This is a genomic window from Salegentibacter tibetensis (assembly GCF_020164485.1).
GTDB classification, from domain to species: Bacteria; Bacteroidota; Bacteroidia; order Flavobacteriales; family Flavobacteriaceae; genus Salegentibacter; species Salegentibacter tibetensis.
Window position 1 is genome coordinate 1 of record NZ_JAIQZA010000001.1, and the last position, 12,194, is coordinate 12,194.

Below are 12,194 nucleotides of genomic sequence, written 5' to 3' on the forward strand. Positions count from 1 at the left end.
GCTGTGCAAATTCAGCATAAATACGCCAATCCCGTTTTTCATTGGCGTCTGATAAGGTGGAGCGCTTCACTTTACTTTTCACTCCGCTGTGATAGAGTTTACCAGAGATTGCAGCCAAACACGACTCTATATCTCGTAAGCTTTCACGATAGGTAAACTGGGCAAACATCATCACGATAAATTGTTCCCAGCAAGTAAAACTCCTGACCCTATAATTGCCATTATACTTCGCTACACATTTGTCAAACTCATATTTGGATATAAAATCCAAAACCTGTGATAAAATTGTCCTGCCTGTGTTCATCCGGCAAAGCTCCAATCATTTCCCCTAATTTAATTTCAAATCGAAAAATATTTCAATGAACGTTTATCCTTTATATAGTCATACTTCCCAATGATTCACATACTCCTTAACCGGACACTAGTAATTATGAATATTTAACTACAACCTGTAAATACTTAATAACGGGTAAATTACCAACATAGTTTTATCAAAGTTTTACAATTCGGTACAACACTAATCATCCTCTTGGAAACATTTCTACGGAAGGTGCATTCGGCACTCTATTTTTAAATTGACGCACATCCCTAATTGCCCGGTATTATAGTGTCCTATCTACTCTGCTTTAGCAGCTTACTCTTTTAAATTTACAAATGCTTTAACACTAATTACCAAATAATTAACTGAAAATCAATGGTTTAAAATTTATTTTCAATAGATTAATCTGATACGCTTTCCTCTTGGGTACGCGTGGGATTAAAAGCAAAATCATTTTTTTTCTAAGGAAGGTCACACCGGAAACCATAATAGTTTTTCCAATTATTTGAGTTCTCCCTGGTAATTTGAATAAAAAATTTATTCATAAATAACAATGGAAATATTAGAAATTAAAGTTACACGCGGCCCTAATTACTGGTCAGGATACAGGAAAAATCTTATTGTCATGAAACTTGACATTGGAGATTGGGAACAACGGCCTACTAACAAAATTGCTGGTTTTGGTGAATCCATGGAACGGCTGTTACCCTCTTTAAAAAGTCATACGTGTTCAGTGGGAGTTGAAGGTGGTTTCCTAATGCGTGTAAAAGAAGGTACCTGGCTCGGGCACGTGGTAGAACACATTGCTCTTGAATTGCAGACCCTTGCTGGAATGGATTGTGGTTTTGGACGGACACGTTCTACCAATGTAAAGGGAATTTACCACGTAATATTTTCCTATATTATTGAAAAGGCTGGAATATACGCTGCCAGGGCGGCTGTAAATTTGGTGGAATGCCTCCTTAGCGAATTAGATTACAAGGTGGATAATGATATACAGGAGTTGCAACGACTGTATAATAGAGAAAAATTAGGACCAACCACACTCTCTATAGTTAGAGAAGCTGAGCGTAGGAACATTCCTTACACCAGACTTAATAATGATTCTTTGTTAATGTTGGGACAGGGATGCAATCAAAAAATAATTTGTGCATCCGTTGCAAGTACTACGAGCAGCATGGCAGTTGACTTAGCCTCCAACAAAAATGCTACCCGCAACTTATTATCCCAGTCACATATTCCGGTACCAATAGGTACACTGATCAACGATTTAGCTGAACTCGAAGAAGCTGTAAAAGAAATTGGATTTCCACTTGTCACCAAACCAGTAAACGGTAATCATGGCAGGGGCATCACTACGCGTATAACCACTATAGATCAGGCAATAAATGGTTTCATTGAAGCGAAAAAAATTTCGGAAGATGTTATAGTTGAACGCTATATAAACGGAATGGATTATCGGTTTTTGGTTATCAATTACAAACTGGCAGCCGTAGCCAGACGCACTCCGGCCATGATAATGGGCGATGGCGCTTCATCTATTATAGAATTAATTAACGAAACAAACAAGGATCCCCGAAGAGGGGAAGATCATGAAAATGTCCTGACCAAAATAAAAATGGATGCATTAACACAATCGATTTTAATAGAGAAAGCACTTACCCAAGATTCTATCTTACCTAGTGGAGAAATTTTATTTTTAAAAGACACCGCCAACTTAAGTTCAGGAGGAACAGCAACAGATGTAACTAATATGGTGCATCCGCAAAACATCTTTATGGCTGAGCGGGCTGCTAGATTGATGAATTTAGATATATGTGGTATTGATGTGATGGCAGAGCATATTCATCTCCCGATCACCGAAAAAAATGGAGCTGTACTGGAAGTTAATGCCGGTCCGGGTTTTAGAATGCATCTTTCTCCTGCAAAAGGTTTAGCAAGAAATGTTGCAGAGCCATTAGTAAACATGCTCTATCCTGACAATGCAAGTGCACGTATTCCAGTTGTAGCCGTTACGGGTACAAATGGAAAAACCACTGTTACAAGATTGATTGCCCATATGGCACAGGTAGCCGGCCACCATACAGGCTATACTACAACGGACGGTATTTATATAGATGGAACCAAAATTTGTAAAGGGGATTGCAGTGGTCCAACAAGTGCAGCTGCTGTGCTACGTGACCCCCTTGTGGAGTTTGCAGTCCTGGAAACCGCACGGGGTGGCATCCTTAGGGCCGGCTTAGGCTTTGATAAGTGTAATATTAGCGTGGTAACCAATGTTACTAATGATCACCTGGGATTGAACGATATAGATACCATTGAACAAATGGCAAATGTGAAAGCAGTGGTTCCGCAGAGTACCTTTGATAAAGGTTATGCAATTCTCAATGCTGATGATGATCTGGTTTTTGAAATGAAAAATAATCTGGATTGCAATATTGCATTGTTCAGTATGGAAGCAAATAATCCCCGCATAAAAAAACATTGCGGTAACGGAGGCTTAGCTGCTTTTATTGAAAATGATTATTTTGTAATAAGCAAAGGGCAATGGAAAACAAGAATAGCAGAAGTCTCCAAAGTGCCGCTTACATTTTCGGGCAAATGCGATTTTATGGTGAAAAATATTTTACCTGCTTTGTTAGCCGCTTCAATAAGTAATTTTCCCCTGGAAATAATTAATGCTGCGCTTAAATCCTTCATCCCTTCCCCTACTCTCACCCCTGGTAGAATGAATCTGTTCCGGTTTAAGGATTTTCAGGTACTGGTCGATTATGCTCATAATACTGACGGATATATTCAGATAAAAAAATATCTGGAACAAGTTAATGCAACCCAAATTACAGGAATTATTACAGTCCCTGGTGACCGGCGTCTAGAAGATATAAAAAATATAGGGCGTTATGCAGCTCAAATGTTTGATAAAATAATAATAAAGCATGACAGGGACCAAAGAGGAAAGGCCAAGGAAGAGATAAGCGGTTTTCTTACCAAGGGTATTCGGGAAATTAATGACTATACCCCGGTAGTTATAATTTCAGATGAAATAGAATCTATTCAATATGCCATCGATAATGCTGGAAAGGGGGAATTAATTTTTGTGTCTGTCGATGATGTTCAAAATACGCTTGCCTATGTGCAACAACAAATGCAAACAGAAAAAATATCTATTGATTTTATACCAGAGACCTTAAATAAGCGGCAGTTATGATACCAAAAGGAACTTTACTCATTATTGGAGGAGCGGAACATAAAGGAGATAATAATCTTGATATGGAAACAAAAAACCTTGAGTTTAAACAATTTGAAATTTTGAAATTACTATTAAAAGAGAAAAAAAAAGTTGAGGTAATCACAACGGGTTCTGAGATAAAGCAGGAAGTAAAAAAAGAATATAAGCAAACATTCGATAAAATAGGATTTAATGATACTGGCTTTCTACCCATTGAAGACAAGAATGAAGCACGGCTTAGTAAGTACATTAATCGAATAGAAAAAGCAAATACCATTTTTTTTAGTGGGGGAGACCAATTCCGCTTAGCAACCATTTTGGGAGGAACGCCAGTCACTGATATAATATTGAAACGCTACTTTGAAGAGGAAGACTTTGTGATCGCAGGCACAAGCGCTGGAGCAATGGTAATGTCAAAAATTATGATCAGCGGAGGCGGAACTAATGAAGCATTACTTAAGAATGATATAAATACTTCTTCAGGCTTTGGATTACTTGAACATTGTATCATAGACACTCATTTTATAAAACGCGGGAGGTTTGGACGGCTTGCACATGCTGTAATAATTAATCCAGAACAACTTGGCGTTGGACTTGGAGAAGACACTGCACTCATAGTAAAAAATGGAAAGGATGCTGAATGTTTAGGTTCAGGAATGGTAGTGATAATAGATGGTTCAGGAATTGAACAAACAAACATTGCTGAGGTGGAAGCTGAATATGGTGTTTTTGTTGAAAACTTAAAAGTGCATTTGTTGGTAAAAGGTTGCCGCTTCGATTTAAAAACCCGAACTCTTGCCAATCCTGCCATAAGCCAAAGAAAAAAGAATGATGGCTGATCTAATCACAAGCGATTATTTGCGCGCTGGTGTTTCAAAAGTTGCAATTATTATTTCCTGTTCTTCAGTTGAGGATTGATAAAAAGTGATCAAGTATGAAATGAGCATAACGGGATCCCTTTACAAACTCCAATGAACCTGCAGGCAAGCAGGCAGACAGACAGGGGTATTCGAATTACATCTGACCAATCAAGAACCTCGGGGCAAGCCCACGAGGTATGAATTGGAAAACTATTTTATAATCTCGAGGCAAGCCCGCCTGAATGATTCGGGCAGGCCTCGGGGAATTAAACCCTCAATGAGGGATTAAAAAACAATAAAAATCTGGATATGAATAATATTTCAATAGCTGTCCAAGGAGGAGCCGGAGAGGATTCTGAATTTATCAAATCGCATCAGTCGGGTTATAAAAAAGGCTTGGAAGACGCTGTTAATACAGGATATAAAATCTTAAAAGGAGGAGGCAGTGCACTGGATGCTGTTGAAAATGCAGTTCGATCCTTAGAAGATAATCCACTTTTTAATTCAGGCCGTGGTTCAGCGCTTAATAACAAAGGGGAAGTTGAAATGGATGCTTCCATTATGGATGGCAAAAAAAATAATGCTGGTGCAGTTTCTATGGTTCGAAATGTCAAAAACCCCGTTACACTAGCTCGGTTTATTATGGAAAATACTTCGCACGTTTTTTTATCCGGGGCGGGTGCTCTTGAAATTGCAAAAGAAGAAGATTTGGCCCTTGAAGGGGATTCTTATTTTATCACGGAACATCAGGTAGAGGAATTCATTAAAGACAGGAAGCAGGATGATTACAATGCTATTCTGAAAAAACGCATTCACGGAACAGTGGGTGCAGTTGCTTTGGATAAAGCAGGGAATCTAGCAGCTGCGACATCAACAGGCGGCACTCCCAATTGTTTGGACGGTCGTATTGGTGATAGCTGTGTGATTGGAGCGGGATGTTATGCTAATAATTCTTCCTGCGCCGTATCCGGAACCGGGGATGGGGAATTACTTATCATTAATGTTATAGCCTACAGCATTGCCTTTTATATGGAATTAAAAAATTGCAGTTTACAGGATGCCTGTGATTATGTGATTCATCAGCGAAATATGGATGTTGAAGGTGATATAGGGGTAATTGCTGTAGATACCAGGGGAAACCTTGGGGTATGTTTTAACAGCGAACGCATGCACAGGGCCTGGAAAAATAATGAGGAAAAAATTACAGTGAAAATTTATAAATAATAGTTTTTGATCATCGAAAGCATCTTTTCTCTGTTCTCATTGGGATCTCTAAAAAACTAAATAAAAACAAGCTCCACACATTGAAAAAGACAATTGTTAGGCTTCAGTAAGACGACATAGGAAACTTTACTTTTTAGGAGTTTCCGTAGTAATGCTCATTATAGGTTACCTGATTGTAAATAAAAAGAATGCAACAATATGAAAATGATATAGTTCGATTCCAATCAAACAAGAGCAAGTAAAAATATGGTTTAAAGGAAATTTGATGAATTTGGTTATAGAAATCATTCCAGAAATTTATTTAAGATACTGTAATACAATAAATTATAGTTAAATAATTTTACTCACTGTTAGATTTTCGTAATTTCAAGAAGCCTTAAATTGACTGCAAAGTTTATTAGATAATAAACAATAACCTACTGGTAATTACTAATTTAATTTATAACTAAAACAGAAAGGAGGACCATTATGTTAGCAATGAACTTTCGCGGAGCTTTTAAGGTACGTGCAGATTACGATATGCCATACCCTGAGATTGAACATCCGGGCGATGCAATAGTTAGAGTTTTGAGATCGTGTATATGTGGGTCTGACCTGCACCTGTATCACGGTTTGGTGCCCGATACCCGGGTAGGAATGACTTTTGGCCACGAATTCGTGGGAGAAATTGTGGATATAGGATCCGATGTAAAGAATGTAAAAACAGGGGATAAGGTAATCGTTCCCTTTAATATTTCCTGTGGTAAATGTGTTTTTTGCAAGCAGGAACTGTATGGAAACTGTCACGAAGCAAATCCGCAGGCTACAGCTGTGGGTGGAATATTTGGGTATTCTCATACCGCGGGTGGTTATAATGGAGGCCAGGCAGAATATGTGAGAGTTCCCTATGCCGATGTGGGGCCCACAGTGATCCCAGAGTGGATGGATTTGGATGACGCCGTATTATTAACAGACATTGTTCCTACAGGTTACCAGGCTGCTGAAATGGGGGGAATCCAGAAAGGAGATACCGTTGTTGTGTTTGGTGCCGGACCAATTGGTATAATGGCTGCGAAATGCGCCTGGCTATTTGGAGCAGGAAGAGTAATAGTTATAGATGAATTGGAATATCGACTTGAATTTGTGAAAAAATACGCCCAATGTGAAGTCTACAATTTTAAATCGCTTGAGGATCCCGTGGTGTTCATTAAGAAAACTACCGATTCTCTTGGGGCAGATGTTTGTATTGATGCTGTAGGTGCTGAAGCGGCAGGAGATGCCATGAACACCCTGCTGGGCAGAAAATTATTGCTCCAGGGGGGATCTACCACTGCTCTTCATTGGGCTATAAATTCAGTAAAAAAGGGAGGCATAGTTTCAATTGTAGGCATTTATGGCCCCACAGCATGTCTTGTACCTATGGGAAATGTAGTCAATAAGGGAATTACAATTCGTGCAAACCAGGCAGCAGTAAAAAGATTATTACCCAGGTTGATTGAGCACGTTAAGAACGGTGTAATTGATCCGAAACAACTTATAACGCACCGTATTCCTCTTGAGGAGGTGGCAGAAGGCTACCATATTTTCTCTACCAAACTTGATAATTGTATTAAGCCGGTATTAATACCACCCACGGCTAACTCTTAATAAATTGCTTACATAACCTTATAAATAATACATTATGGAATCGGACGAAAATAAATCTAAAGATTTTAAAAACATCAGGGGAGGTGACCATAGCCATATTAAAGGCTGGGGAATAGATGCAGATTCAAAAAATGATCCCACCTACCCAATCAAGAAAAGAACAGATGAAGAGCATGAAGGCTATGAATGGGAAAGGCCCACACAACAAAAGGTTGATGTAGAAATTTTAAAATCTATTGAGAGGCCTAATATAACTGCTGTATTTGGCACTTCTGTACCTCCATCGGGCTTAAGTGGTGCAATACGCAGGAAGGCATTTGAAAAAGGCGAAGGTAGTTACGGTCGTTGGCTTCCCTTAATTCTTGCAGATAGAATTGGAGTTTATGAAGGTATTATTGACGATTTAAAGAAGGGAATTATGCCTAATACCTTTGCCGAAAGAGGATGGGGTGCGGAATGGAAATATAACCGAAAGAATTTTTTAATTAAAACTGCAGTAGGAGCCTTGGTAGTTGCGGGGTCTGTAGCCATATTAATTTCTTCAAACCGGGAGAAGTCGTATAGCAAATAATTTCATACTTACTAGACAATTATTTATAATTACCTTAAACCCCCAGGTTTTAAATAAACTTGAGGCCAATCTAAATGTGTAAATACTTTATCCGGTTCCACTAACTACCAAATCAATATTTTGGGCATTGAAATGGGTGGTTTTATTAATGAAATGCTGTCCAATAAAATCCGCAGGAATGAACCTACAGACGTCATCTAACAAAATTAAACACGGGGCACAGCAAAAAAACTGACTGCCTTAAAAAAAATTGTTTCAATTCTAAGCTGAACTAAATAAAATATGATGCATCTTGGTAAAATACTTATTTCTGCAATTGTCGGAACTTCTGCTATGACGCTGTTCAGTTATTTGATATCCAACAAAAAAAATAGAAACTTCCGTGAGCCCCAAGTACTGGGTCAACTTATAAAACGTTTACCAAAAAGTGGCTCAAAGAAGTCCGCCCAAATAGCAGGATGGGGATTGCATTACGCTATTGGAACTTTATTTGTGGTTTGTTATAGTGAATTATGGCAGCAAACAAAGGTAAAACCATCTCTGACTTCCGGTACGCTGCTGGGCGCTGGAAGCGGACTTATAGGTATTGGGGGATGGAAGCTTATGTTTGAAGCTCATCCCAATCCACCGGCAAAAAATCTCAAACCATATTTTGGTCATCTCATCCTTGCCCATATTGTATTTGGGATTTTCTGCGCCATCACTTATAAAATAACAGATGGGAATAAAAGGGCTTGATTGTGAATACTGTTCCTGGTTTCCAGCATCATTTTATTCAGGTCTTAGCGGCTTACAGTGCCTATTCCGAAATACTTATTTCCGCCTCCGTATGAAAATACGAGTAGGTGGAACTATCAAGCAACTTTATTTAGTAGCATAGAATTCAATAGTTCGTTTTACAAAATTCCACGATCGGCAACAGTTTCTAAATGGGCTAAATCAATGCCAGACCATTTTAATTATGGAAAGGAATTACACACAATAAAGGTTTAAATTTTAATATTGAGGATGTTGTTACCTTTTTTAATTCTATCAATGCTGTCAATGAAAAGAAAGGATGCATGCTCATTCAGTTCCCTCCCAGTATAGGTAAGGAATACACCATTCAATTAGAAAAACTTTTAAGCAATATCAAAGAAGCAGATACTACACAAGACTGGAAAGTTGCTGTTAAGTTTCGGAATACATTATATTATTGTGACGATGTTTATGACCTGTTGAATTTTTACAAAGCGCAATGGTTACACAAGCATACCAGAGTCGGCAACACCTTTAGATATTTTTACGATGGCCGCAAAGGTGTGACGGGCTAAATGGGTAGTAAGATTCTTTTTAATGTTACAAACGTCCGCTATTTCCTTTAAATAAGAATTGGTTTTACTTGGAAGTACCTTAACGTTAGAAAGCTTACCTAATTACTTATTAAGGATTTTCCAGGCCATCATTTTCAAACTGAGAATATTTTTTTCTTATTTGCTTTATTTTCAGTAATTTAAGTAGACAAAAGCTATACTTCTAGAATTTAGCTGATGAAAAATTAATTAACCACTTAAATCTTTAATTATGAAAAATTTTAAAATTGTATTCCCGCTGATTGCTTTGTTTTTTTGCTTCAATATTCTTTCAGCTCAGGAGATGACAGCTGAGAAACATGAAAATCTTAAATGGTACACCATTACTTATTTTGATTTCCACGATGGTAAGATAGATGAGGCAATGAAATTAGTCAATGAATATTTTAAACCCACGGATCAGGATCTTGGTGAAGATGTAATGGATTTTGAGCTACTTTATAATGAATGGGACCATATGGTAATCTTTCCCATGAAGGAAGGACTTGAAGTTTTTGAATGGAAAACAAGTCCACACGAAATTGAATGGATGAAAGCTCTAGAAAAACATGCTGGCAGTAAGGAAAAAGTAAAAGAAATTATGGAAGAGTGGGAATCTTATGTCAAGAAATCTAAAAGTCACCTTGCAAGAACTAAATCATAGACTGTAATAATTTTTAACAAAAAAGATAAGGGCACAGAACATTGTGCCTTTATTTTTATTTTGTCATCTCCTCCTCTACTTCCATAATTTGGCCATACAAACTCTTCTGCAGAATCTTTCAATGCAAAGATAAAAGCGTTTAGGGCTCAGTTTAGAGGAGTTAAAAATGTAGAATTCTTTTTGTACAGATTAACTACAATTTTTGCATAAACACAACAATTGGGCTTAATCCTTGATCCTTGATCCGGCGTTCCCATAATTTCATGAGAAATTACCCCATAAAAAAGCCTCTCATTTCTGAAAGGCTTTTGCAACTTTGCGGTCTGGGAGACTCGAACTATTTGTAAAATCCTTATTTTAAAGGCCTTCCCGGAGGGTCTTTTTTCGCACTCACCGAATTCGGCACCTTTAATATATTTTAATGTTTGACTTTTAGTTTTGGTTAATCAACTCCTAAGGTCACTCATTTCTTTAAATTTATAAAGTCTTAATGGCGCAAAGATTATTTTGCAAGGCTGGCTACAGTACTTCCGTCTGGCACAAATGAAAAAGAAACTCCAGCGAATTGTAATCTGGTAATGAATGCTTTATACCAAATACTTATTACTATTGACAAAGATTTATTCTTTTTTCTACGATTTTTTTCAGAAAAATAGCGTAAATTTAAGATAGAATTTATCCCCAAAATCTTTTATAGGAACTTTGTTGGGAAGATTACCTGCCCGATTAAATTGTTTCAATAAGAGCACTTTATAAAAATGTCCTAAGTCTACTGGAAGAATAGCCTGAACTAAAATTATCGATTTTTTTAGGGTTAGGAATTAGGAAACTTTTTACCGCCGACACTAAACTTTAAGAGATGGAATAGATTTGATGAGGTCAAACCTATCAGGTTTATACCGGAAACATCGCTTATCCTTATCTCAGGAAAGGCCCTACATGATGATAAGGTAAAACGAGAAAAATCACCCCTAATTCTCTTTAAACATCTGCGAAGAAAATTTCAAATGTTAAAGTAATATTTTTTTGGAACGTTTAGGCTTCCTGAGTTGTCTATATAAATATACGGTGCATACAATCTTTAAAAAATCTGTCTTAAAAGTGAAGATAATATCTATTTATTATAATGAACGATTGCTGATACGAAAGGCAGCGAGGAGGGACAGGAATGCACAATATAAATTATATGAAAAATACGCTCCTAAAATGTTGGCAGTATGCAGGAGCTATGTGAAAGATCTGCAATTTGCGGAAGATGTTATGCAAAAAGGTTTTTTAAAGGCTTTTACGCGCATAGGAAGTTTTCTTGGACAAGGGAGTTTTGAAGCTTGGGTTAGACGGATTATGATACATGAATCCATAAACTTTCTTAAAAAAAAACACTGGTTGTTATACGATAGCAACGTTATGGAGCATGAGGATTTAAGCAGTTCCAATATAGCTTCAAAAAGCGACGTAGATTTTCTGCTTAAGTTGATAGACCAGCTTCCCAATGGATTTAGGTTGGTGTTTATGCTCCATGCTATTGAAGGTTATACCCATAAAGAAATATCCAGGGTGCTGAACATCCCGGAAAATACATCAAGATCAAAACTTTCTAAAGCACGTAAGATTCTTCAGGAAAAAGTTGAACTCATTAGAAAAAAAAATGAAGCGCTATGATATTGAATTATTCGTCAAGTCCACTCTGAGAGAGTATACTTTAACACCAAAAAGAAATGCCTGGCTGCAACTTTTGGATAAACTTCAGGAACAGGAGCAGAAGAGGGATCAAAAGATCTTTTTTAGGAAGGCTGTCCTCCTTATAACTGTTTTTCTGGCTGGATTTGGTACTGTAAGAAATAAAAGCATTCAGCATTTGGATATTTCCCTGGTAGAGAACAGCGGAACTATTATACCTACAGCTGATACTGAAGTTGAAAAAGGCAAAATAGTTTCCTTGGTAACCAGCAATAATGCGCCAACCTACAAGAATGAACAGGTAATTGTGCAGGAAAAAATACCTCAGCGCGATGTACTTTCAAATGAGGTAAGGAGTGCAGGATTAGATGAAGTTTTGACAGCTAACAAGAGAGCTCCTGAGGATCTCAACTTAAGCCCCGGGATAGAGGTTACTGATGCCGAAATTGAATCTTTAATGCGAGAAGCTCGTAAAAATATAGATATAAAAAGAATCTTATTAGAACAACAGGAAATATTACTGGCACGGGAGTTTCTGGTAGATGCAATAGATATCGAAGAAGAAAGAGAACCTAAGAGAAATAACACGGAGGTGGCTTTCAATAGCCTTTTAAGGGACTTTTTGAAGATCAAATCTGCATTTGCAAACTGAAGGTTATAGATTGATATATGCGCTCCCATAAGGTCCAG

The 12,194-nt window shown here is 37.5% G+C and carries 10 protein-coding genes and 2 pseudogenes; 11 read left to right on the forward strand and 1 reads right to left on the reverse strand.

Annotation, left to right across the window (positions count from 1 at the left end):
- Positions 1 to 304 (reverse strand): DUF4372 domain-containing protein (locus LB467_RS00005; RefSeq protein WP_224471986.1); only part of this gene is annotated, 304 nt, incomplete at its 3' end.
- 568 nt (positions 305 to 872) lie between these two features.
- On the opposite strand from LB467_RS00005, the gene cphA reads away from it, so the two are divergent.
- From cphA to LB467_RS00060, 11 genes and pseudogenes are all read left to right on the forward strand, one after another.
- Positions 873 to 3,527 (forward strand): cyanophycin synthetase, encoded by a 2,655-nt coding sequence (cphA, locus tag LB467_RS00010; protein WP_224471987.1) that lies wholly within the window; start codon positions 873 to 875, stop codon positions 3,525 to 3,527.
- Positions 3,524 to 4,387, forward strand: coding sequence for a cyanophycinase (locus LB467_RS00015; RefSeq protein ID WP_224471988.1), 864 nt, complete (start codon positions 3,524 to 3,526; stop codon positions 4,385 to 4,387). The genes cphA and LB467_RS00015 overlap by 4 nt, the downstream gene beginning before the upstream one ends.
- 330 nt (positions 4,388 to 4,717) lie before the next feature.
- Entirely contained in the window at positions 4,718 to 5,632 is a 915-nt protein-coding gene (locus LB467_RS00020) for an isoaspartyl peptidase/L-asparaginase family protein (RefSeq protein WP_224471989.1), read from the forward strand.
- A gap of 468 nt (positions 5,633 to 6,100) precedes the next feature.
- Positions 6,101 to 7,258, forward strand: coding sequence for a zinc-dependent alcohol dehydrogenase (locus tag LB467_RS00025; RefSeq protein WP_224471990.1), 1,158 nt, complete (start codon positions 6,101 to 6,103; stop codon positions 7,256 to 7,258).
- 34 nt (positions 7,259 to 7,292) lie between these two features.
- Positions 7,293 to 7,829: a hypothetical protein gene (locus tag LB467_RS00030; protein ID WP_224471991.1), complete on the forward strand. Its 537-nt coding sequence runs from the start codon at positions 7,293 to 7,295 to the stop codon at positions 7,827 to 7,829.
- Positions 7,830 to 8,111: 282 nt separating this feature from the next.
- Positions 8,112 to 8,567 (forward strand): hypothetical protein, encoded by a 456-nt coding sequence (locus LB467_RS00035; RefSeq protein WP_224471992.1) that lies wholly within the window; start codon positions 8,112 to 8,114, stop codon positions 8,565 to 8,567.
- Between the two features lie 57 nt (positions 8,568 to 8,624).
- Positions 8,625 to 9,142: pseudogene (locus LB467_RS19290) on the forward strand (DUF72 domain-containing protein).
- 250 nt (positions 9,143 to 9,392) lie between these two features.
- Positions 9,393 to 9,824, forward strand: a complete 432-nt coding sequence (locus LB467_RS00045; RefSeq protein ID WP_224471993.1) for a hypothetical protein — start codon at positions 9,393 to 9,395, stop codon at positions 9,822 to 9,824.
- Between the two features lie 105 nt (positions 9,825 to 9,929).
- Positions 9,930 to 10,034, forward strand: a pseudogene (locus LB467_RS19395) (ISAon1 family transposase); the annotation flags it as partial.
- Positions 10,035 to 10,925: 891 nt separating this feature from the next.
- Entirely contained in the window at positions 10,926 to 11,486 is a 561-nt protein-coding gene (locus LB467_RS00055; protein WP_224471994.1) for an RNA polymerase sigma factor, read from the forward strand.
- Entirely contained in the window at positions 11,473 to 12,156 is a 684-nt protein-coding gene (locus LB467_RS00060; protein ID WP_224471995.1) for a hypothetical protein, read from the forward strand. Before LB467_RS00055 ends, LB467_RS00060 begins: the two co-directional genes overlap by 14 nt.
- The last annotated feature ends 38 nt before the right edge of the window (positions 12,157 to 12,194 follow it).

What these genes read in the sequence shown, in the direction of transcription:
- cphA (WP_224471987.1), top strand. Translation starts at nt 873, where the DNA reads ATGGAAATATTAGAAATTAAAGTTACACGCGGCCCTAATTACTGGTCA.
- LB467_RS00015 (WP_224471988.1), top strand. Translation starts at nt 3,524, where the DNA reads ATGATACCAAAAGGAACTTTACTCATTATTGGAGGAGCGGAACATAAA.
- LB467_RS00020 (WP_224471989.1), top strand. Translation starts at nt 4,718, where the DNA reads ATGAATAATATTTCAATAGCTGTCCAAGGAGGAGCCGGAGAGGATTCT.
- LB467_RS00025 (WP_224471990.1), top strand. Translation starts at nt 6,101, where the DNA reads ATGTTAGCAATGAACTTTCGCGGAGCTTTTAAGGTACGTGCAGATTAC.
- LB467_RS00030 (WP_224471991.1), top strand. Translation starts at nt 7,293, where the DNA reads ATGGAATCGGACGAAAATAAATCTAAAGATTTTAAAAACATCAGGGGA.
- LB467_RS00035 (WP_224471992.1), top strand. Translation starts at nt 8,112, where the DNA reads ATGATGCATCTTGGTAAAATACTTATTTCTGCAATTGTCGGAACTTCT.
- LB467_RS00045 (WP_224471993.1), top strand. Translation starts at nt 9,393, where the DNA reads ATGAAAAATTTTAAAATTGTATTCCCGCTGATTGCTTTGTTTTTTTGC.
- LB467_RS00060 (WP_224471995.1), top strand. Translation starts at nt 11,473, where the DNA reads ATGAAGCGCTATGATATTGAATTATTCGTCAAGTCCACTCTGAGAGAG.